We start from the raw sequence: 20,873 nt of genomic DNA, 5'->3' as shown, positions 1-20,873 counted from the left end.
GCGGGGGCCTTCCTCCAGTGGACACCAGAGTGGTGCTAGAGGCGCTTTCCCTCTCCGTCTCGGCGGGCGTCCCGACCCTGCTGTGGGGCAGCCCCGGCACCGGCAAGACGTCCGCGGTGAAGGCCCTCGCGGAGTCGCTGGGCTGGCCGGTCGAGGTGGTCATCGGATCCCTTCGCGAACCCAGCGACTTCGCCGGGCTCCCCGTCGTGTCCGGCGGGGCCGTCCGGCTCGCGCCGCCCGCGTGGGCGCAGCGGCTCGCCGCCGCCGGGCGCGGGCTGCTGTTCCTGGACGAGCTGACCACCGCCCCGCCCGCCGTGCAGGCCGCGATGCTGCGCGTGGTGCTGGAGCGCGTGGTCGGCGACGTCCCGCTGCCCGCCGGCGTGCGCGTGGTCGCCGCGGCCAACCCGCCCGGGGAGGCGGCCGACGGGTGGGAGCTGGCCCCGCCGCTCGCCAACCGCCTCGTGCACCTGGACTGGCCGGTGCACGCCGAGCGGGTCGCCCGCGGCCTGGCCGTCGGGTTCGGACGTCCCTCGCTGTCCGGCTTCGACCGTCCCGCCACCCCCCGGCAGGCCCTCGTGGCGCGGGCCGCGGTGTCGGCGTTCCTCCAGGTGCGCCCCGCCCTCGTCCTGCGGATGCCGAAGGGCGAGGCGGCGGGACGGGGCTGGCCGAGCCCCCGCTCGTGGGAGTTCACCGCGACGCTGCTGGCCGCGTGCGAGGCCGCGGCGGCGGGGCCCGACGTGCGCGCGGCCCTGGTCGCGGGCGCGGTCGGCGAGGGCGCGGCGCTGGAGTTCCTGTCCTGGACGGAGAACCTCGACCTGCCCGACCCGGCGGCCGTCCTCGCCGACCCGGACTCCTTCGAGCTGCCCCGCCGCAGCGACCGCGCGTTCGCGGCGCTCACCTCGGTCGCGGCGGTGGCCGTGGCGGCGGACGACAAGGACGTCTGGGAGGCGGGCTGGCGGGTGGTCGCCAAGGCCGCGCGGGCGGCGCCGGACGTGGCGACGCTGGTGGCGCGCACGCTGGCCGCCCGGCGCCCGGAGGGCGCGCGGATACCGGCGGCGCTGCTGGAGCTGACCCCGATCCTGCGCGACGCAGGACTGATCGACTAGCGCCGGAGCGAGCCTGATCCCATGTCCGGTCTGCCTCTCGACGCACTGCCGCCGGGTCCGCGGCGCAAGTGGGCCGCCGCGCGGGTGTGGGCCGCCCACCGGGCGCCCTACCTGGCCGACGCGCTGCTGACGCTGGACCCGGTCGTCGTCCCCGACACCGAGGTCACCGGCGGCGGCGCCGCGCTGCGCAGGTTCCCCGCCGACACCGGCTGGCACCTGCACATCAGCCCGGCCGAGCTCGACCGGCAGAGCGTGCCGCGCGTCGGGTTCTGGGTCCTGCACCAGCTCGCCCACCTGCTGCGCGAGCACGCCGCGCGGTACCCGGGCGCCGCCGCGCCGCTCCCGGACGCCGCCGCGCCGGGCGCGGACCGCACGCCGGACCAGCGGACGTGGAACGTCGCCGCCGACGCCGAGCTGTACGACGACCTCTCCATCGGCTGGACGGAACCGCCCGCGGACCCGCCCCCGCCGCACGCCCTCGGCCTGCCCGGCGACGGGCTCGCCCGGCGGTACTGGGAACTGCTCCGCGCCCGCGCCGAGCCGCTCGACCCGGCGGTGGCGGCGGGCGACTGCGGCAGCGGCTGCGACGGGCAGCCGCGGCCCTGGAACTGCGACCTGCCCCCGCTGCCGCGCACCAGCGCCAGGCTCACCGCGCTGGAGACCGCGCGGCGCGTCCGCGAGCACCTGCGCACCCGCGAGGACGTGCCCGGCGGCTGGCGGCGCTGGGCCGAGGAGGTCCTGGAGCCGACCGTGGACTGGCGGCGGCAACTGGCGGCGCGGATCCGCCGCTGCGTCGCCCGCACGGCCGGACGCGTCGACTTCACCTACCGCAGGCCGTCGCGGCGGGCCGCGAGCACGCCCGGCGTCGTGCTGCCCAGCCCGCACCAGCCGCTCCCGGCGGTCACCGTGCTCATCGACACCTCCGGCTCGATGAGCGACACCATGCTGGGCCGGTGCCTGGCCGAGGTGGACGGCGTGCTGCGGGCCGTCGGCATCGGCCGCGACCGGCTCACGGTCATCTCCGTGGACGCGCGGGCCTACCGGGCGCAGACCCCGCGCCGGCTCTCCGACCTGCGGCTCGGCGGCGGCGGGGGCACCGACATCCGCGCGGGCTTCGACGCGGCGCTCGCCCGCGGGCCGGTGCCCGATCTCATCATCGCGCTCACCGACGGCCACACCCCCTGGCCGGACGACCCGCCGCCGCGAACCCGGGTCGTGGCCGGGCTGCTGGACCCGGCGGGGCGGACCCCCGACTGGGCGACGACCGTACTGATCAGCGACGAGGGGCCGAGGGCAGAGTGATGGCAGAGTGAGGGCACAGTGATGGCAGAGCACGGCGGCTCCGACGGGTTCGACCCTGCGGTCTACACCGCCCTGGGCTTCTCGGCCGAGGAGGCGCGGGCGTGGTGGGGCTGGCGCATCGGCCCGCGCCGGGCCGCGACCTGGCGCGCCGCCCGGGTGACCTCCCCGCTGACCGCCGCCCAGTGGGAGACGGCCCGTGTCACCCCGGCGACCGTCGCCGGGTGGCGGGCGGCGGGGATCCCGGCGGCGGAGGCGATCGGCTGGCACGAGTTCGGGCTGGACCTGGAGTCCGCGATCGCCTACCGCGCGCAGGGCCACACCCCGGAGCAGGCGTACGAGGTGAGCTGCGGACGCGAGCCGAGGGCGGCCGGGGACCAGGAGGGCCGCTCCCCCGACGCGTTCCTCGACCTGATGTCGTTCAACGCCTCCGAGGCGCAGCAGGAGACCGACCGGTTCATCAAGCGGGCGAGCGGCGCGACCGGCGTCACCATGTACACCTACCTCCAGGCCGAGTGGGTGGACGACGAGGCGATCGCCTGGGTGCGCTGCGACATCGACGCCGCGACCGCCCGGACCTGGAAGGACCTGGGGCTGCGCCCGGCGGAGGCCCGCCGGTTCATCCAGCGGGGGCTGAGCCCGATGGCCGTGGCGCGCGAGTGGTGGCGGGCGGGCATCCCGTTCGAGGAGGCGGCGTCCTGGATCGGCGCGGGGCTGACCGCCCGGGAGGCGGTCGAGCAGCGCGAGCGCGGCGTCACCGTCGAGCAGGCCGAGACCCTGCGCGTCCTGCGCGAGGGGGACGACGCCTAACACACCCGCCGCGGCCGGGAAACCCCTGGTAAATCAGGATTTTCGGGGTGGTCGAGGTCCGGGAGAGTGGGTTCCTGTGATCACAGGAAGAGGTGCTCCGGCATGACCGACCAGATCCAGCTTCCGCTCGACCTGCCGCATCCGGCGCGCCCGCAGCGCAACCTCCGCGAGCTCCAGAAACGGGCCCCGGTGCACCGGGTCACCACCGCCGTGGGCGCCCCCGCGTGGCTGGTGACCGGCTATCACGAGATCAGGGGGCTGCTCGGCGACGCGCGGCTCGGCCGCAGCCACCCCGACCCCGACAACGCCCCGCGCAGCGGCGAGTCGGTGCTGCTCGACGGGCCGCGCGGCGACTACGAGACCGAGCAGGCGTGGGTGTCGACGATGCGCTCGCGCCTCCAGCCGTTCTTCTCGCCGCGGCACGTGCAGGCGATGCGCCCGCGCGTGGAGGCGCTGACCGGCGACCTGCTGGACCTGCTGGCGAAGCAGGGCCCCCCGGCGGATCTGGCCCGGTCCCTGGCGCTGGCGCTGCCGCGCGAGGTGATCGGCGACCTGCTGGGCGTCCCGGCGGAGGACAGGGCGGCCCTGGACGGGTGGACGACGGCGATCAGCGACGCGAGCGACCGGGAGCGGTCCGCGAGCGGCCTGGCGAGCCTCAACGCCTACGGCCGCGAGCTGGTGGCCCGCAAGCGGACGGACCCGGGCGAGGACGTGGTCTCCCGGCTCGGCGCGGACGGGTCGCTCACCGACGACGAGATCGCCCAGCTCGCGATGGGCGTGCTGTTCGCCGGGTACGAGACCACGGCGGCGGCGCTCTGCGTCGGCACGACGCTGCTGCTGGACTCCCGGGACCAGTGGCGGGCGCTCCGGGACGACCCGGGCCTCGCCCCGGCGGCGGCGGAGGAGAGCCTGCGGGTCGTCAGCCGCCTGCTCCCTCCCGACATCCGCTACGCGCGCGCGGACCTGGAGATCGCCGGGGCCGCCGTCGGGCGCGGCGAGCTGGTGATGCTCGACATGTACGCGGCGGCCCACGACGAGACCGTCTTCGACGATCCCGACCGGTTCGACGTCACCCGCGAGAACAACCCCCATCTCTCCTTCGGGTTCGGCCTGCGGTACTGCATCGGGGCGCCGCTGGCGCGGCTGGAGTTGCAGACCGCCCTGACCGAGCTGACCCGGCGCTTCCCCGAGATGGAGCTGACGGTGCCGGCCGGGGAGCTGACCGTGCGCCGGGCCTCGTTCGCCGCCATCCCCGAGTCCATCCCCGTCGCCTGGTAGGCCGGGGACCGAGAGGAGCTCCCATGAGCCTGACGTCGAGCGCGCTGCGGGAGGGCGTCGAGCGGATCGCCCCCGCCGTGCTGGAGACCACCGGCGCGCCCGGCGCCCTCGTCACCATCGGGTTCGCCGGCCGGGCCCCGCTCACCCTGCCGTTCGGCGTGGCCGACGTGGGGACCGGCGCCCCGGTGACCGCCGCGCACACCATGCGGGTCGGCAGCCTCGGGAAGGTCCTGGTCGCCGCCGCGATCGCGAACCTCGCCCGCGCGGGCGACCTCGACCTCGACGCCCCCATCGACCGGCACCTGCCGTTCCCGGTCGCCAACCCGCACGGCGGCACGGTGACGCTGACCGGGGCGCTGGCCATGCTCACGGGCGCCGCCACCGACGGATACGACTGGGTCGAGCACCACGAACCGGCGATGGGCTACATCGAGCGCGAGTTGAAGCGCGGCGTGGTCCGCGAGTACGGCACGGGCGCGCCGCGCTTCGCCGGCCCGGCCGGCACCGGCGAGTGGCGCTCCTCCTCGTTCATGTACCAGGTGGCCGCCCTGGCGGCCGAGGCCGTGACCGGTGTCCCGCTGGGCCGGTATGTGAAGGCCGAGATCCTGGATCCGCTCGGCATGCGCGACACCGCCTGGCCGGACAGCCCGAACTGGGACGAGGTGCGGGCCCGCTGCACCACGGGCCACATGGTGTTCGGGGACCGCGCCGTCCCCCTGCCCTGGCACGAGTGCGGGACCTACCACTCCGTCGGGGCGGTGACGACCCCCGCCGACTTCACGGCGCTGATGCTGGCGCTCACCGGTCCGGGCGGCCGGCTGCGCGGCGAGGTCTCCGAGACGGTGCTGGCGCCCCGGACCAGCGCCCGCGGCGGCCTCCGCGTCGGGTTCGGCGTCCACCTCGCCGGGGAGCCGGACGCGGCCGACCACTGCGTCCGCGCGGTGGGCCACTACGCGTTCGGCTGGTGGGCGGTCTCGCTCGCCTACCCGAACGCCCCCGAGCCGTTCTGCGTCACGGTGTGCACGAACCTCGCGGACCAGCGGGACGTCTTCAACCCGCCCGAGCAGTACGCCTTCGGCATCCTCGCCTTCGAGATCGCGGACTGGGTCCTCCGCGGGGCGGTCGACGCGCGCGCCCACGCCACCCGGGCCGAGTGGGGCTCCTACGTCATGGGCCTGGTCGCCGCCGACAGGTTCGCGGGCCTCATGGGCGCCGACCTGGACCGGGGCCGGATCGCCCGGATGGCCGAGGGGTCGCGGGCCGTCGGGGGGTCCGCCGCCGCGCCCTTCGACGAGGACCGGTTCGTCGAGGGCTACCTGGACATGCAGGCCGCGGCGCGCGCCGGGCGCATCGACGCGTTCCTCTCCGGGGAGTGCCCGGTCGGAGGGGTGTTCCGCAAGCTCGCGCGCAAGCAGTGGGGGGCCAAGAACTTCGAGGAGCCCGCGCCGGTCCGTTTCTGGTTGGACAGGCGTCCCTAACCCGCCGCCCCCTCCGCCCGTCCCCAGCTCGGAGGTATCATGACCGGGCGCCCGTGAAAGCGGGCGCCCGGCCACTCGTGGGCCGGGCCGAGCCGGGCGAGCGAGGGAGGGGCGCGGGTGCCTACCGGGACCGCCATCCGCGACGCACGCGAGCAGCTGTTCAGCGCGGCCGAGCGCGTGCTCCTGCGGGACGGGCCGAACGCCCTGACCAGCCGGGCCCTCACCGCGGAGGCGGGCGTCGCCAAGGGCGTCCTGCACCGGCACTTCGCCAACTTCGACGCCTTCCTCGCCGAGTTCGTGCTGGACCGCGTCCAGCGGATGGACGCCCAGACCGCCGCCCTGCGCGACGCCGCCGGAACCGGCACGATCGCGGGCAACCTCAGCCAGGCGCTGACGGCGCTCTACGGATCGGTCGCGGTCGCGGTCGTCGCGCTCGTCACCTTCCGCGACGAGCTGCGGGACCGGCTGCGCGACACCTGGCCCGCCGGGGTCCCGGTGCTCACCGAGGCGGCCACGATGTTCGGCGACTACCTCACCGCGGAGCGCGAGCTCGGGCGCCTCGCCCCCGAGGCCGACGTCGAGACCCTGGCGTTCACGCTGATCGGGGCCGGGCACCTGCTGTTCGCCGACCGGGGCAGCGCGCCGCCCGAGCCCGCCGCCGTCCACCGGCTGGTCACCACGACGCTCGGCGACTCCGTCCGGGACGCGTCCCGCTGATCCTCGGGGCCCGTCACACCGGCGCGGTGAGCGAGCGGGTCAGGACTTGGGCGAACTCCCGGGGCTCCTCCTGGAAGCCGGTGTGGCCTCCGGGGAAGTCGACCACGTCGGCGCCGAGCCCGGCGGCGAGCGCGACCGAGGCCCGGTGGGCGAGCTGCCCGCGCGACGTGCTCCCGCCCGCCACCACGACGCGGGTGGCGGAGGCCCGCAGGGCCGCGAGGTCGGGGCGGTAGGACGCGACGGGCCGCAGCAGGTGCCGGAAGAACCGGTCGAGGATCGCCCGCGTGTCGGTCGGCGGCGTGAACGCCTCGGGATGGGACGCCGCCCGGCGGGCCCGGGGCGGCTGGGAGAAGCGCTCGATGCCGGTGACGGCGGCGTACCTCTTCAGCGCCGCCGCCCGGCCCTCGCTCTCGTAGGCGTCGCACACCTCGCCGATCGCCGCGCGCAGCCGCTCCCCGTCGGGGAGGAGCGCGGGCAGCGGCGGCTCGTGGGCGACGAACGCGCGCACCAGGCCGGGGTGGCGGGCGACCAGCGCGAGCCCGGTGACGGCCCCGCCGCTGTTGCCGAACACGTGCGCCGACCCGTCGCCGAGGGAGGACAGCAGCCGCCGCAGGTCGTCGGCCAGCACCTCGACCGAGGTCTCCCGCGACGGGTCCTCGACGGTGCTGCGGAACGTACCGCGCGGGTCGTGGGTGACGACGGTGAAGGCGTCCGCGAGCAGCGGCGCGATCTGCGCGAAGCCCCCGGTGCCCATGGGCACGCCGGTGAGCACGAGCAGCGGGCCGGACCCGCGGACCTCGTGGTACAGCCGCGCGCCCGGCACCTCCAGGTACCGGGACCGCGGTTCGTCGTTCGCCATGGCAGGTCTCCTCTCAGACCCAGCGGACGTGGAGCGGCAGCCGCCGGGCGCCGGAGATCCCCCGGGCGTCGTGGAACTCGGCCCCCTCGCCGACCGACATCTCGCTCCACCGGGCGAGCATCCTCGCCACGGCGATCCGGACCTCCAGCCGGGCGAGCGGCGCGCCCAGGCAGAAGTGGATCCCGTGCCCGAAGCTCAGGTGCGCGTTGTGCTCGCGGCCGGGGACGAAGCGGTCCGGGTCGGCGAAGCGCCGCTCGTCCCGGTTGGCCGAGGCCAGCCACGCCAGGACGATCGTGCCCGCCGGGATGGCGTGCTCGCCGAACCGGACGTCGGCGGTGGTCCGGCGCATGCTCGGCGCGAGCGGCGTGCGGAGGCGCAGCACCTCCTCGATCGCGGCGGGCAGCCCGGAGGGGTCCGCGCGCAGCGCGGCGGCGGCCCCGGGGTGCTCGTCCAGGGTCTGGACGACGTTGCCCAGCAGCGCCGTGGTCGTGATGTGGCCCGCGAGCAGCAGCAGCCCGACGAACCCGACGATCTCCTCGTCCTCCAGGCGCTCGCCGTCCACCTCGGCGGCCACGAGCGCGCTGGTCAGGTCGTCCCGCGGCCGGGCCCGGCGGCTCCGGATGTGCTCCAGGCAGTAGGCGTTCATCTCGCGCATGACCACCGCCATGGCCTGGGTGCGCTCGGCGTTCGGGATGAAGCCCGTCTGGCTCTCCGGCGCCACCAGGGAGTCGGCCCAGCGGCCGAACGTCGGGCGGTCCCCGGCCGGGATGCCGAGGAGTTCGGCGATGACGGTCACCGGCAGCGGATAGGCGAGGTCCGCGACCAGCTCGATCCGCTCCGCGCCGCCCATCGCGTCCAGCAGCTCGTCGGTGATGGCGGCGACGCGCGGTTCGAGCCGGGCGACCACGCGCGGGGTGAACGCCTTGCTCACCAGCGTGCGCAGCTTGCGGTGCTGGGGCGGGTCCTTCCGCAGGATGTTGCCCTTGATGAAGCGGTCGACGTCCTCCTGGGCGGGCATGAGCGGGCTGAAGTCGGAGGAGAAGGTGCGCGCGTCGTCCAGGACCCGCTCGACGTCGGCGTGGCGGAAGACGTGCCAGACGCCCGCCTCCGCGTCGTGGCTGACGGGCTCGCTCTCCCGCATCCGCCGGAACCAGGAGAGCACCGCCGCGGCGTCGCCGGCCTGGTCGGCCAGCCCGGTCCCGCGCTCGGTGGTGGTCATCGCGCCCGCCCTCCCGCCGTCCACGCCGCGAACCGGCGCATCCCGTACAGCAGCGGTTCGCCGGGCAGGATCTCGGCGCCGACGACCTCGCCGAGCACCGCCGTGTGGTCGCCGACGGCTAACGTCCCGACCACCGCGCACTCGGCCACGGCGAGGGTGTCGCGCTCCAGCCACGGCAGCCCCTCCGCCCCCGTCGGACGCCAGCCGACGTGGGCGAACCGGTCGGCCACCGGGGAGGCGAAGACCTCGGCGGTCCGGCGGGCCCCGGCGTTCAGCAGGTTGACCGCGAAGCTCCGCCGCGCCGCGATCGCCTCCAGCGTGGTGCTCCCGGTCTTCAGGCACACCAGCAGGGTCGGCGGCGCGAGCGTGACGCTGCACAGCGCGGAGCAGGTGGCGCCGCGCGGCAGCATGTCCGCGCCGACGCCGGTCACGACCGCGACGCCGGTCGGGAACGAGCTCATCAGCGACCGGTAGTCCTCGACCGCGACATGGCGGCGCCCGGACGCGGCGAGCCCGGACGCGAGCGGCGGCCCGGTGGGCGGCATGGCGGGCGGCATGGCGGGCGGCATGGCGGGCGGTGCCGCGGGCGGTGCGGCGGGCGAGGCCGCGACCGCGATGGAGCGCAGCGAGCTGTAGGCGCCGGGCGGGTCGTCGGGGTCCCACGCGGTGTGGAACTCCGCCTCCACCCGGTCGAGCAGCGACACCAGCGTCAGCGAGTCGACGCCGAGGCTCAGCAGCGTCGCGTCGCCGTCCACCGGGAGGTCGGCGGGATGCTCGTCCCAGACCTCCCGCAGCAGCGCTCGAAGGCGGTCGAGGACGTGGTCGAGTTCGGCGCCTTTCGTGCTCATGGATCCTCCTGTCACGAGCGGGGGCCGGCGGGCTCGGCGGCGCGGCGCGCCGCTTGCGTGCGAAGGTGCCGCCGGGTCACCTTGCCCGCGGGGTTGCGCGGCAGCTCCCCGACGACCTCGAATCCGACCGGGCGCTTGTACCGGGCGAGCCGCTCGCGGACCAGGTCCTTGAGCGAGGCGACGAACTCCTCGGCGGCAGCGGCGCCGTCGGGGGCGACGACGTAGGCGAACGGCAGCTCGCCCCACTCCTCGCTCGGGACGCCGACGACGCACGCCTCGCGCACCCCGGGGTGGCCGAGCAGCACGCGCTCGACCTCCGCCGGGAAGACCTTCTGCCCGCCGCGGTTGATCACGTCCTTCACCCGCCCGGCGAGGTGGACGTAGCCGTGCTCGTCCACCGTGCCGAGGTCGCCCGTGCGCACCCAGCCGTCGCGCACGGCCTCCTCGGTGGCGGCGGGGTCGTTCCAGTACCCGCGCATCCGGCCCGGGCCGCGCACCCACAGCTCGCCGCCGTCGCGGCGCTCCACGACCGTGCCCATGATCGCCCGGCCGACCGAGGCGCCCGCGCCCGCGGGCTCTCCCGGCGCGTAGTCGTGCTCGGACGGGGCGAGGGTCGCCACCGGTCCCCCGCCCTCGGTGATGCCGTAGACCTGGCGGAACCCGCATCCGAGCGCCGCGTGCGCCTCCAGGAGCAGCGGGCGCGGCATCGGCGCCGCCGCGTAGATGACCTCCCGCAGGCTGGGCAGGTCCACCGGCGAGCGCTTCGCCGCCTGCAGGATGAAGCGCAGCATCTCCGGCACCAGGAACAGGTGCGTCGCCTCCGTCCGGCGGATCGTGGCGAGGCATTCGGGCGGGCTGAACATGCGCATGAGGACGACGGTCGCGCCGGTCGCCATGTAGGCGAGCGGCAGCACCATCGCCCCGTGCGACAGGGGGCCGCACTGGAGGAACACGACGCCGCGGCCGGGTTCGACGTCGGCCAGGTACCCCGTCGCCACCGACCGCAGCGACCGGTGGTCGACGCAGACGCCCTTCGGGCGGCCCGTCGTCGCCGAGGTGTGCAGGATGAACATCAGCTCGTCGTCGGGGACGTCGCGCGGGGGCGGCCGCTCCCCGCTCGCGGCGGCCTCCCGGTACCGGTCGCCCTCGAACGCGAGCACGGCGCGGCCGGGCGGGTGGGCGAGCCTTCCCAGCAGCTCCTCCTCGCCCGCGATGACCGAGGTCTCGCACCCGCCAGCGATCGCGGCCACCTCGTCCGGCACGGCGCCGTAGTGGACGGGGACCGCCGCCGCCCCGAGCTTGCCGAGCGCGAAGTAGGTCTCCAGCACCTCAAGGCGGTTGTGCGAGAGGACCGCGACCCGGTGGCCGCGTCCGACGCCCATCGCGTGGAACGCGGCGGCCAGGCCGTCGGTCCGGCGGTCCAGCTCCGCATAGGTGACGCGCCGGTCGCCGTCGACGACCGCGACGCGCTCACCGTGGCGCTGTCGGCCCCGCTCCGATAACTGCGCCATCCAGGCCATCGTGGTGGTCTCCCTCCTGGTCCGGGCCGTCAGGCGGACGCCCGCACCGCGCTCATCGCGATCGTGGTGTAGCGCATGGTGAAGGCGCCGCCCGCCGCGTCGACGGCCGCGCCGATGCCCGCCTGCACCTCCTCCACCTCGGCCACCGGGTACTGGCCGTGGTCGCCGTGGGTCGGCAGCTGGTCCACCCACTCGTCGCGGGTGTAGGTCTTCTCCCACGCGAACCGCCACTCCTCCGGCTCGCCGAACGCGCCGGCCTCCCGCATCCCGCCGGCGGCCTTGGCGCACAGCATCGCGTAGCCGTCCATGGCCGTCGCCGTCCACTGGCGGGCGACGAGCGAGTCGGGCAGCACCCGCCGGTAGACCTCGCCGAAGGCCCGCAGCAGGTCGGGCGGCGGCGTCTCGGCGTTCCAGAACACCGCCAGCCGCCCGCCGGGCCGCAGCACCCGCGCGGCCTTCGCCGCCCCGGCGGCCGGGTCGAGCCAGTGCCAGCTCTGGCCGGAGACGACCGCGTCGAAGGCCCGGCCGGACGGCTCCCAGTCCTCGAACGCCGCCACCTCGGCCTCCAGCCCGCGGCTCCGGGCGAACTCCGCCATCCGCGCGTCCGGCTCGACCCCGAGCACCGCGCACCCGGCCGCCTGGAAGAGGCGGCCGGAGATGCCGGTGCCGCAGCCGACGTCGACGATGTCGAGCCCGGCGCGGCCCGCGACGATCCGGTCCACCAGGGCCCCGGGGTAGCTGGGCCGGGTGCGGTCGTAGCGCGCGGGGTCCGACCCGAACGCCTCGGCCACCTGCCTGTGTCGATGGAGCTCTTTCTCGGAGAGCGGGACGCGTGCGGAAGGATTAGTGGGCATATGCCCACTCTAAATGGGCGCCTGCCCACTCGTCAATGGAGTTCACGTCCGGTGGTCCAGATGGGACCAGAACTCGCGTTCCGAAGGACTCAGCGCGGCGTAGGGAACGAGGCGCTCGGGATGGCCGTCCGGAGGCGGCTGGACCGGCGGCGCCTCCTCCGCCCGGCCCTCGCCGATGAAGTCGTCCCGCTCCTGGCGCAGATAGAGCACCATGTCGAAAGGAAAGCCCATCGTCATGCAGTTCAGCGCCATCGCGTAGTTGAACTCATGCAGCAGCCGGCGTCCCATCCTGCGTAAGTCCATCGCGACTCTCCGTTCGTCCTGCGATTCCACCGATCAGCCACGTTGCCCGACGGCGGCGGCCGCGAATACCCTGAAGAGTGAGGGCTTTCCAAATCGCGTTCCACGCGCTAGGGGTTTTGCGTGCGCACGGCGGGCCGTATTGTGAGGCGATGACCGATCCGTATGTGGAAGAGGCCGGGCGATTAGACGCGGCCGATTCGCTGGCCGCTTTCCGGGACAGGTTCGTCATCGCCGATCCCGCCATTGTCTATCTGGACGGCAACTCGCTGGGCCGGCTGCCGCGCGCCACCCGCGACCGGCTGCGCGCGGTCGCCGACGAGTGGGGTGAGGAGCTGATCGACGGCTGGCGGCGGTGGCTGCCGGTCGGCCGCGAGGCGGGCGACCTCGTCGCGCGGATCGTCGGCGCGGAGCCGGGCGAGGTCGTGCTGTCCGACTCGACCGGCGTCAACCTGTACAAGCTGGCCGTCGCGGCGCTGGACGCCCGGCCGGGACGCGACGTGATCGTCACCGACGACGACAACTTCCCCACCGACCGGTACATCCTGGACGGCGTCGCGGCGGCGCGCGGGCTCAAGGTGCGGCGGATCAGCCCCGGCCTCGACGACGGCGTGCGGCCGGAGGACGTGGAGGCCGCGCTGGACGCCCGGGTCGCCCTGGTGTGCCTGTCCCACGTGGCCTACCGCTCCGGCGCGGTGGCCGACCTGGCCGCCGTGACGGCGGCGGCGCACCGGCACGGCGCGCTGGTGCTGTGGGACCTGTGCCACTCCGCCGGGGCCGTCCCGGTCGGCCTGTCCGCCGCCGGCGCGGACCTCGCGGTCGGCTGCACCTACAAGTACCTGAACGGCGGTCCGGGCTCGCCCGCGTTCCTGTACGTGCGGCGGGACCTCCAGCCGCGGCTGGAGCAGCCGATCTGGGGCTGGTTCGGGCAGAGCGACCAGTTCGCGATGGGCCCGGACTACCGCCCGGTGCCCGCGATCGAGCGCTTCCTCGTCGGCACTCCCCCGGTGCTGACCGGGTACGCGGCGCTGGAGGGGGCGCGCCTGACCGCCGAGGCCGGGATCGAGGCCGTCGCCGCCAAGGCGCGGAGCCTGACCGGGTACGCGCTGCGGCTGGCCGACGCGTGGCTGGCGCCGCTCGGGTTCCGGGCGGCCTCGCCCCGCGACGGGCGGCGCCGCGGCGCCCACCTCACCCTGCGCCACCCGTCCGCCTGGCCGGTGTGCCAGGCGGCGAAGGCGGCCGGGGTGGTCCCGGACTATCGTGCACCCGAGCGGCTCAGACTCGGCTTCCCGCCGCTGTACACCCGCCACATCGACGTGCACGAGGGGCTGTCGCGGCTGCGCGAGGTCGCGGCGTCCGGCCGGTACCGGGACTTCCCGGACGATCCGAAGGGGCTGACGTGACGACCACGAGCGACGGCGGAGCGCCGGAGCCCTACCCCGCCCGGCTGGCCCGGCTGACGAGCGCGCCGGAGGGCGCGTACCGGACCGTCCCGTACGGGCCCTCGCCGGAGCAGTTCGGCGAGTACTGGCCCGGGGGCGACGGGGCGGCCGCGGTCCTGATCCACGGCGGCTACTGGCGCGCGCGCTACCGGCTCGACCTGATGCGCCTGATGGCCGCCGACCTCAACGCCCGCGGCTACGCCGTATGGAACATCGAGTACCGGCGGATGGACATGCCGGGCGGCGGCCGGCCCGGCACCTTCGACGACGTCTCCGCCGCGCTGGACGCGGTGGCCGGTCTCGGCGGCGGGGCGGTCGATCCCGCCCGCGTGGCCCTGGTCGGCCACTCGGCCGGGGGGCATCTGGCGCTGTGGGCGGCGCACCGGGCGGCCGGGCCAGGACGCCTCTCCCCCGCCGCGGTCGTCTCGCTCGCGGGCGTGTGCGACCTGGCGGCGGCCGCGCGGCTGGGTCTGAGCGACGACGCGGTGCGCACGCTGCTCGGCGGCGGCCCGGACGAGGTGCCCGAGGTCTACCGGTGGGCCGACCCGGCGGCGCTGGCCCCGATCGACGTGCCGCAGCTGGTGGTGCACGGCACCGCCGACGAGGACGTGCCGATCGGGCTGAGCGAGGCGTACGCCGAGGCGGCGGGCCGCGCGGCGACGCTGCTCACCCTGCCGGACGCCGACCACATGGACGTGATCACCCCGGGCACGGCGGCCTGGACGCGGATCGCCGAGGAGCTGGCCCGGCTCCTGCCGCCCCGCCGGTAGGCGCTCGCGCCCGGCCGGCTCCCCGGACGGGTCCGCCGCACCCGTCCGAGGAACCGGCGCCGCGTCAGCGGCCGTGGATGGCCCGCAGCAGCTCGTAGTTGCTGGGCAGCGTCTCGGCGTACTCCCGCTGGCGGCGCTTGACCTCCTCGAACAGCGGCTCGGCCGCGCGCACCGACTCGGGCTTGTAGGCCAGCGCCGGGAGCGGCCGGTCGGGCAGGTAGCCCATCCCGGCGAAGATGCAGTAGTAGCTTCCGTTGGTCCAGAAGTTGCGGAACTCCGCCTCGAAGTTGCCGTAGTAGTCGCTCTCGCCCGTGACCGGCTGGTTGATCGCGAGCCCGGCCTTGTAGAGCGCCATCTTCTCCTGGATGGAGTCGGACAGCTTCAGCTCCTTGTTGGCCTTCCAGAACTCGGTGTCGACGCGCGGCGAGCAGTAGAAGTGAGCCTGGAGGAAGTCGCGCGTGTCGTCGAACATCACCTGGATCTCGCGGTTGAAGCGGTCCACCAGGACGGGGTCGAAGTCGCCGTTCGGGATGAGCTTGGCCAGCCAGTACAGCGCGGCGTAGGTGAAGTAGATGCCGGTGGACTCCAGCGGCTCGACGAAGCAGGAGGCCAGCCCGACGCTGACGCAGTTCCGCACCCACGCGCGGCGGTTGCGGCCGACGCGGAACCGGACCTGGTTGAAGTCCTGCTTCTCGGGGTCCAGGCCCCACATCCGGCTGAACTCCTCGGTCGCCTGGTCCTGGGTGGTGAACTGGCTGGAGTACACATAGCCGGTCCCGAACCGGGTCAGCATCGGGATCTTCCAGGTCCAGCCGGAGCTCATCGCGATGGACGAGGTGTACGGCTCGACCCCGAGGCTCGCGTCGTCGTGCGGGATCGCCGTGGCCACCGCCCGGTCGCACAGCAGGTGGTCGCCCATGTCCACGAACGGCTCGCCCATGGCCTTGTTGATGAGCAGGCCGCGGAACCCCGAGCAGTCCACGAACAGGTCGCCCTCCAGGACCCTGCCGCTCGCGGTGCGCAGGCCGGTGATGTAGCCGCGCTCGTCCAGCAGCGCCTCCTCCATCGTGTCCTGGACGTGCTCGACGCCCTGCTTCTTGGTGGCGAAGCGGCAGAGGAAGTCGGCGACGCGCTGGGCGTCGAAGTGCCACGCGTACCGGGTGGCGCGGCGGCCGTCCAGCCACCGGGGGCCGCGCTTGGCGTCCATCATGGCCGGTTCCGCCATGCAGGCGTAGTCGAAGGGCTCGTCGGTCCGCCCGGCGTGGCGGCGCTGGAACCAGTAGTGCGACAGCGGGACCTGGTCCTCGTCGGGCAGCAGGCCGAACGGGTGGTGGAACTGGTCGGGGCGGCCGTCGAGGTCGCGCGGGGTGCTCTGGCCCTCGCCGGGGGTGCGCCAGTTGACGAACTTCACCGCGATCTTGAAGGCGGCGTCGCATTCGCGCATCCACTCGTCCTCGGGGATGCCGAGGTAGTCGAAGAACGCCCGCTGGAGGTTCGGGACGGTCGCCTCGCCGACGCCGATGCGCGGAATGGACGGCGCCTCCAGGACCGTGATGTCCACGGTTCCCTGTAATGCCTTGCCCAGATAGGACGCGGCCATCCAACCCGCCGTCCCGCCGCCGAGAATGACGATTTTCTTGATGCGGTTGTCCAGGGTGCTCACAGTTCTCTGCCCTTCTCCGTGTTCTCTCTTCGGCGGATCGGTGAAGCGCCGGGTCATACCCGCGCCCGCAGTTCCCACAGCTCGGGGTAGAAGCGCTTGGCGGTGGTGGCGTGCAGATAGTCCACCCCGGCGGAGCCGCCGGTGCCGCGCCGCCGCCCGATGAGGCGCTCCACCATGGGGACGTGCCGGGACCGCCAGAGCCCGAAGCCCTCGTCGTGCTCGATCATCGCCTCGGCCAGCGCGACCAGCCCGTCGCCGGGCACCTCCGCGCGGTACAGCTCCACCAGGTCGGGATCGCCCCGCCGCAGGCGCAGCCACCGGAACTCGTCCCCCAGGGACGGCTCGCTCAGCCGGCGTTCCAGCCGGGCCCGCTCGGGCCCCGACATGCGGGTCGTGGCCAGATAGCCGGGGTCCTTCAGCCCGGAGCGGAACTCGATCTCGCGGAACTGGACCGACTGGAGGCCGCTGGAGCTCGCCAGCGTCCCGCGCAGCACCGCGAAGCCCCCCGGGCTGATCGTCTCCAGCGTGGCGACCTGCGCGACGAGGATCTCCTCCACCGCGCGGACGCGCCGCAGGCAGTACACCGCGCGCGGGACGTCGTCGGCCGCCACCGCCGCGACGGCCGCGTCCAGCTCATAGAGGATGATCTTGAATTGCAGCTCGTACACCTGGTGCACGGTGAAGAAGAAGTGCGCGTCGTGCGCCTTCTCCGACTCCCGTTGCAGGGACAGCAGCGTGTCCAGCCGCAGGAAGTCCCCGTAGCGGGGTTCCGGGGACGCCGGCTCCGCCGGCGCCCGCGCCATCAGTAGGGCTCCTTCGCGTTCACGCGGAAGGGCGCGTAGCGCTCGCCCGGCCGGGGCTGGAAGTGGTCCCACCGGGGCGGGTCGCCGCTCGGGCTGTCGCCGAGGACGACGACGCGCAGGCCCGTCCGGCGCTCGGCGTAGTCGTCGACGGCGTAGTGCTGCGTGGCCCGGTTGTCCCAGATCGCCACGTCCCCGTCCCGCCACCGGTGGCGGCAGGTGAACTCCGGCGCGGTGGAGAACTCGTAGAGGAACTGGAGGAGCGCGTCGCTCTCGTTGCGGCTGAGCTGCGCGATGTGCGAGGTGTGGGCCCGGTTGACGAACAGCGACCGCCGGCCGGTCTCCGGATGCACGCGGACGACGGGGTGCTCCGCCCTGCTGTCCAGCCCCGGGATGTGGATGGCGTGGATCGCGGTGAGGCCGTCGAGCAGCCCGCGCAGCGGCGCCGACAGCGCCTCGTAGGCCAGGTACTGGTTCGACCACATCGTGTCGCCGCCCGTCCCGGGGCTGCGCACGATCTGCAGGACGGACCCGATCGGCGGGTTCGGGGAGTAGGTCATGTCGGTGTGCCAGATGGGGATCTTGCCGTCCTGCTCGGAGTCGATGATCTGGATCTCCGGGTGGCCCTCCAGGTGCGGCAGGTAGGGGTGGACCTCCAGCTCCCCGAACCGGCGGCCGAACGCGACGCGCGACTCGGGCGGCCAGTCGTGCTGGTCCCGGATGAAGACCACCAGATATCTCAGCAGCAGGCGGCGCAGCTCCGCGAACTCCGTATCGGTGATCTCCGCGAGCCGCACGCCGTGGATCTCGGCGCCCAGCGCGCCCGACAGCGGCCGGACGTCGAACGCCGTCGTGGCTGACTCCGCCATCTCGCAACACTTCCGTTCTGTCGTCGGTGCATCCGTGGTTCACTCCGGCGCGAGCGAGGGCGCTCCCCGGCGGTCGGGCAGGACGCCGAGCTGGAAGAGCCGGTCCAGCGTCCCGAGCCGGCGCATGCCGAGGCCCGACATGTTGTAGGTCGTCAGGTAGCGGAGCCGCGCGCTCCTCGCCGTGCTGTGCAGCAGCCTCCGGCCGAGCAGCCGGCCGCCGCGCGAGGTGGAGGTCATCATGCGCGCGGCGTTGTGGCTCATCGCGTGGACGTCGCCGATCCTGCGCATCCGCCCGTCCTCGTAGCCGCGCAGCGCGGCGTCCACCGCCGCGCCGTCCTCGACGTCGACGCCGGAGAGCCGGGCGGCGAGCGCGTGCGCGTCGCCGATGGCGGTGTTCATCCCCTGCGCGGCCAGCGGGTGGACGCTGTGCGCGGCCTCGCCGATCAGCGCGATGCCCGGCCGCACCAGCGACGGCACCACGTACCGCCAGACCTTCAGGAGCTGGCGGCGGTCCAGGCCGTCGAGCATCGCGGGCGCGAGCGGGCCGAGCGCGGGCACCTGGCCGACGAGACCGGCGACCCACTCCCGCAGCCGGTCGGCCCCCATCCCGCGCAGCTCGTCGGCCGCCACCTGGACGTAGAGGCGCGTCGCCCCCTCGGGCAGCGCGTAGACCATGACCAGTCCGCGCCCGGTCACGTAGGCGGACACCTCGTCGGGGACCGGCGGCGCGCACGGCAGCTCGAAGGTCAGCAGCCGGTGGTCGTAGGCGAGCGGCTCCGCCGTGATCCCCGACAGCCTGCGCAGCCGCGAGGACATGCCGTCCGCCGCCACGACGAGCCGCGCGCCGATCTCCCGCGCGGCGCCATCCTCGGTGGTCCGCACCCCGGTGACGCGCCCGGCGGGGTCCCGGACGACGTCGTCCACCAGGACGCCGCGCCGCCACCGCACCGTCCGACCGAGCGACTCCCCGAGGCAGTCCAGGATCGTCGTGTAGTAGTGGGAGAGCATCCACGGCCGCGCGCCGCCGAGCGCCCCGAAGTCCATGGCCAGCAGTTCGGCGCCGTCCGGTTCGCGGGCGACGAGCCGGTCGATGCGGGCCGCCCCCCTGGCCTCCAGGACGCGCAGCACGTCCCAGCCCTCCAGGATGTCCAGCGAGCCGGGCTGGAGCACCTCGCCCTTCGCGATCGGCGGCTGGCTGCGCTTCTTGTCGAGCAGGATCACCTCCAGCCCGAGCCCGCCGAGCGCGTTGGCCGCCGCCAGGCCCGCGACGCCCGATCCGCAGATCACGACGTCGGCGTCCGGGTGCCGCGCCGTCATGGCGCCCCCTGTTCTTCGAGCGGGCTGCCCGCCGCCGCGTCCCGGTAGCTCCCGAGCGCCTTGAGGGCGAGGCCGTTCACGATCAGACCGTCCACGTAGTAGGCGAGGTCGCGGATGTGCATGCAGACCGGGCTCGGTTCCCACAGGCCGTCGCCGCGCTGGGCGGCGACGATCCACTCGGCCGCGCGCCGGAGCCGGGGGTCGTCCGCCGGGACGCCGCAGGCGAGCAGGCCCCGCAGGGCCCACGCGGTCTCCTCGACGGTCCCCGCCGAGGCGTCGTCGCCGGGGACGCCGGTCTCGCCGGGGCCCCACGACCCGTCCGCGAGCTGGGCGTCCAGCAGGGCCTCGCGGGCGCGCGTCGCGGCCGGGTGGCCGGTGAGCCCGGCGCGGCCGAACGCGACGAGCGCCATGGACGTCCCCGGGGTGAGGCCGCGGTACCAGAGCGCCTCGTAGGCGCCGTCGGCGCGCTGGGCGGCGAGCAGCCATTCCAGCGCCTTCACGATCCTCGGGTCCTGTCGCGGGACGCCGCCGTCGAAGAGCACCTCCACGGACTGCGCGGTGACATAGGGGCAGGGGCCGTCGTTCGCGAGCGTCGTGTCGGGGACGAAGGTCCCCCACGAGCCCGCGCGGTCCTGCCGCGACTCCAGCCAGCGCAGCCCGCGCCGCAGGCTCTCCTCCCCGTCACCCTCCCCGCCCGCCGCCACGAGGGCGGACAGCACGTTGGCGCTGTCGAGGATGTTCGGCCAGCCCCGGGGCCCCTCCCAGCCCCAGCCGCCGGGCGGCGCGTCGAAGATCGGGAACGCCTCGTCCTGCTGGCATCCGCGCAGCCACGCCCGCGCGCGGGCCAGCCGGGGGTCGGCGGCGAACCCGGCGTCGGCCAGGCCGCGCGCGACGTAGGAGCCGCCGATCAGGTCGAGCCCCTGCATGATGTGCCAGGAGCCGTCCCGGTGCACGTTCGACCGGAGGTAGCCGACGGTCGCGGAGACCAGTTCCTCCGGGGCGCCGGCGCGGCTCAGGCCGATGCACACCACCGAGACCAGCCAGTTGTCCCCGCCGTAGCCGCCGCGGTCGTTCTCGCCGCGCTCCACCTCCGCGAGCGCGCGGTACGCGGCGGGCACGGCCAGCCGGTGCAGCAGGCGCGCGAGGCCCTTCGGCGGGTCGTGGCGGGCCTGGACGAACGCCATCGCCACGAACGGCGCCACCCGGAACGACAGCCGGGGCCGCCAGAACCGCCGGGGCAGCATGAGCAGTTCGAGCGGGATGCGCCGCGACCCCTGGATGTCCCCGAGGCCCGCGAGCGTGAGGAACGTCGCGGCCATGTGGGCCATGCCGGGGTCGGTGAGCGAGCGCACGCCGCCCCGCCGGTCCAGCAGGTCCCGCGCCCGCCGCACCGGTTCCCGCGCCCCCCGCGGATCCAGCAGGTGCAGGGCCGACGCCGCGACCACGGTCGGCACGAACTGCGTGGGGGCCCGCGCGACCCCGCCCCAGCCGCCGTCGGCGTTCTGGGCCTCCACCAGCCAGCGGGCGCCGCGCTCGACCAGGTCGCGCGAGCGCTCGGGGTCGGCGAGGTGCAGGGCGACGACCGCGCCCGCCGTGCCCAGCACGGCGGTGGGCCGCCGGTTCGGCCACGACCCGTCCGGGCGCTGCGCCGCGAACAGGGCCTCGGCGGCCCGCGCGACCGAACGCTCGACTCGACTGCTCAGGGATGCGCGCACGGGGGCGTC

General features: G+C 75.0%; 19 protein-coding genes. 8 read left to right on the top strand and 11 right to left on the bottom strand.

What is annotated here, in order from left to right:
• The first annotated feature begins 29 nt into the window (after positions 1-29).
• The 6 genes from KLI87_RS24490 to KLI87_RS24465 all read left to right on the top strand — a co-directional run bounded on the left by KLI87_RS24490 (position 30) and on the right by KLI87_RS24465 (position 6,688).
• On the top strand, positions 30-1,106 hold the full coding sequence (locus KLI87_RS24490; protein ID WP_308166149.1) for a MoxR family ATPase: 1,077 nt from the start codon (positions 30-32) through the stop codon (positions 1,104-1,106).
• A 21-nt stretch (positions 1,107-1,127) separates the two neighbouring features.
• Positions 1,128-2,408: a VWA-like domain-containing protein gene (locus KLI87_RS24485; RefSeq protein ID WP_214618848.1), complete on the top strand. Its 1,281-nt coding sequence runs from the start codon at positions 1,128-1,130 to the stop codon at positions 2,406-2,408.
• Positions 2,409-2,429: 21 nt separating this feature from the next.
• Positions 2,430-3,215 (top strand): hypothetical protein, encoded by a 786-nt coding sequence (locus tag KLI87_RS24480; protein ID WP_214618847.1) that lies wholly within the window; start codon positions 2,430-2,432, stop codon positions 3,213-3,215.
• Positions 3,216-3,317: 102 nt separating this feature from the next.
• Positions 3,318-4,493, top strand: a complete 1,176-nt coding sequence (locus KLI87_RS24475) for a cytochrome P450 (RefSeq protein WP_214618846.1) — start codon at positions 3,318-3,320, stop codon at positions 4,491-4,493.
• A 23-nt stretch (positions 4,494-4,516) separates the two neighbouring features.
• Positions 4,517-5,971: a serine hydrolase gene (locus KLI87_RS24470; RefSeq protein WP_214618845.1), complete on the top strand. Its 1,455-nt coding sequence runs from the start codon at positions 4,517-4,519 to the stop codon at positions 5,969-5,971.
• Between the two features lie 117 nt (positions 5,972-6,088).
• Positions 6,089-6,688 (top strand): TetR/AcrR family transcriptional regulator, encoded by a 600-nt coding sequence (locus KLI87_RS24465; protein WP_214618844.1) that lies wholly within the window; start codon positions 6,089-6,091, stop codon positions 6,686-6,688.
• Between the two features lie 13 nt (positions 6,689-6,701).
• On the opposite strand, the gene KLI87_RS24460 is transcribed toward KLI87_RS24465, so the two are convergent.
• From KLI87_RS24460 to KLI87_RS24435, 6 genes are all read right to left on the bottom strand, one after another.
• On the bottom strand, positions 6,702-7,547 hold the full coding sequence (locus tag KLI87_RS24460) for an alpha/beta fold hydrolase (protein WP_214618843.1): 846 nt from the start codon (positions 7,545-7,547) through the stop codon (positions 6,702-6,704).
• A gap of 13 nt (positions 7,548-7,560) precedes the next feature.
• The gene (locus KLI87_RS24455) at positions 7,561-8,766 is read right to left on the bottom strand and encodes a cytochrome P450 (RefSeq protein ID WP_214618842.1); all 1,206 of its coding nucleotides are present in this window, start codon (positions 8,764-8,766) and stop codon (positions 7,561-7,563) included.
• Positions 8,763-9,614 (bottom strand): flavin reductase, encoded by an 852-nt coding sequence (locus KLI87_RS24450; protein WP_214618841.1) that lies wholly within the window; start codon positions 9,612-9,614, stop codon positions 8,763-8,765. Before KLI87_RS24450 ends, KLI87_RS24455 begins: the two co-directional genes overlap by 4 nt.
• 11 nt (positions 9,615-9,625) lie before the next feature.
• Positions 9,626-11,125 carry a class I adenylate-forming enzyme family protein gene (locus KLI87_RS24445; RefSeq protein ID WP_214618840.1) on the bottom strand — a complete coding sequence of 500 codons (1,500 nt, stop codon included), beginning with the start codon at positions 11,123-11,125 and terminating at the stop codon, positions 9,626-9,628.
• A gap of 38 nt (positions 11,126-11,163) precedes the next feature.
• Entirely contained in the window at positions 11,164-11,925 is a 762-nt protein-coding gene (locus KLI87_RS24440; protein ID WP_308166148.1) for a class I SAM-dependent methyltransferase, read from the bottom strand.
• Positions 11,926-12,030: 105 nt separating this feature from the next.
• Entirely contained in the window at positions 12,031-12,291 is a 261-nt protein-coding gene (locus KLI87_RS24435) for a DUF6059 family protein (RefSeq protein ID WP_156215179.1), read from the bottom strand.
• 149 nt (positions 12,292-12,440) lie between these two features.
• On the opposite strand from KLI87_RS24435, the gene kynU reads away from it, so the two are divergent.
• Complete coding sequence (gene kynU, locus KLI87_RS24430; RefSeq protein WP_214618839.1) at positions 12,441-13,691, top strand: kynureninase; 1,251 nt, start codon at positions 12,441-12,443, stop codon at positions 13,689-13,691.
• Positions 13,688-14,500, top strand: a complete 813-nt coding sequence (locus KLI87_RS24425) for a S9 family peptidase (RefSeq protein ID WP_214618838.1) — start codon at positions 13,688-13,690, stop codon at positions 14,498-14,500. Before kynU ends, KLI87_RS24425 begins: the two co-directional genes overlap by 4 nt.
• A 64-nt stretch (positions 14,501-14,564) precedes the next feature.
• Here KLI87_RS24425 and KLI87_RS24420 read toward each other — a convergent pair whose 3' ends face one another.
• Genes KLI87_RS24420 through KLI87_RS24400 form a run of 5 tightly spaced genes read right to left on the bottom strand, consistent with a single transcriptional unit; the run spans position 14,565 to position 20,864 of the window.
• Positions 14,565-16,163, bottom strand: a complete 1,599-nt coding sequence (locus KLI87_RS24420) for a tryptophan 7-halogenase (protein WP_308166147.1) — start codon at positions 16,161-16,163, stop codon at positions 14,565-14,567.
• Positions 16,164-16,216: 53 nt separating this feature from the next.
• A complete protein-coding gene (locus tag KLI87_RS24415) occupies positions 16,217-16,966 on the bottom strand; it encodes a tryptophan 2,3-dioxygenase family protein (protein WP_156215173.1) in 750 nt (249 codons plus the stop codon).
• Positions 16,966-17,832, bottom strand: a complete 867-nt coding sequence (locus KLI87_RS24410) for a TauD/TfdA family dioxygenase (protein ID WP_156215171.1) — start codon at positions 17,830-17,832, stop codon at positions 16,966-16,968. Before KLI87_RS24410 ends, KLI87_RS24415 begins: the two co-directional genes overlap by 1 nt.
• Positions 17,833-17,871: 39 nt before the next feature.
• Positions 17,872-19,149, bottom strand: coding sequence for an NAD(P)/FAD-dependent oxidoreductase (locus tag KLI87_RS24405; protein WP_214618836.1), 1,278 nt, complete (start codon positions 19,147-19,149; stop codon positions 17,872-17,874).
• Positions 19,146-20,864: a prenyltransferase/squalene oxidase repeat-containing protein gene (locus KLI87_RS24400; RefSeq protein WP_214618835.1), complete on the bottom strand. Its 1,719-nt coding sequence runs from the start codon at positions 20,862-20,864 to the stop codon at positions 19,146-19,148. Before KLI87_RS24400 ends, KLI87_RS24405 begins: the two co-directional genes overlap by 4 nt.
• Positions 20,865-20,873 lie beyond the last annotated feature (9 nt).

This window comes from Actinomadura sp. NEAU-AAG7 (assembly GCF_018603865.1).
Classification (GTDB): domain Bacteria; phylum Actinomycetota; class Actinomycetes; order Streptosporangiales; family Streptosporangiaceae; genus Spirillospora; species Spirillospora litoris.
This window is presented reverse-complemented; position numbering and strand designations above follow the sequence as displayed.

Coding starts and splice junctions, on each gene's coding strand:
- KLI87_RS24405 (WP_214618836.1), bottom strand. CDS start 19,149: ATGACGGCGCGGCACCCGGACGCCGACGTCGTGATCTGCGGATCGGGC.
- KLI87_RS24415 (WP_156215173.1), bottom strand. CDS start 16,966: ATGGCGCGGGCGCCGGCGGAGCCGGCGTCCCCGGAACCCCGCTACGGG.
- KLI87_RS24435 (WP_156215179.1), bottom strand. CDS start 12,291: ATGGACTTACGCAGGATGGGACGCCGGCTGCTGCATGAGTTCAACTAC.
- KLI87_RS24445 (WP_214618840.1), bottom strand. CDS start 11,125: ATGGCGCAGTTATCGGAGCGGGGCCGACAGCGCCACGGTGAGCGCGTC.
- KLI87_RS24480 (WP_214618847.1), top strand. CDS start 2,430: ATGGCAGAGCACGGCGGCTCCGACGGGTTCGACCCTGCGGTCTACACC.
- KLI87_RS24485 (WP_214618848.1), top strand. CDS start 1,128: ATGTCCGGTCTGCCTCTCGACGCACTGCCGCCGGGTCCGCGGCGCAAG.
- KLI87_RS24410 (WP_156215171.1), bottom strand. CDS start 17,832: ATGGCGGAGTCAGCCACGACGGCGTTCGACGTCCGGCCGCTGTCGGGC.
- kynU (WP_214618839.1), top strand. CDS start 12,441: ATGACCGATCCGTATGTGGAAGAGGCCGGGCGATTAGACGCGGCCGAT.
- KLI87_RS24450 (WP_214618841.1), bottom strand. CDS start 9,614: ATGAGCACGAAAGGCGCCGAACTCGACCACGTCCTCGACCGCCTTCGA.
- KLI87_RS24455 (WP_214618842.1), bottom strand. CDS start 8,766: ATGACCACCACCGAGCGCGGGACCGGGCTGGCCGACCAGGCCGGCGAC.
- KLI87_RS24475 (WP_214618846.1), top strand. CDS start 3,318: ATGACCGACCAGATCCAGCTTCCGCTCGACCTGCCGCATCCGGCGCGC.
- KLI87_RS24460 (WP_214618843.1), bottom strand. CDS start 7,547: ATGGCGAACGACGAACCGCGGTCCCGGTACCTGGAGGTGCCGGGCGCG.
- KLI87_RS24470 (WP_214618845.1), top strand. CDS start 4,517: ATGAGCCTGACGTCGAGCGCGCTGCGGGAGGGCGTCGAGCGGATCGCC.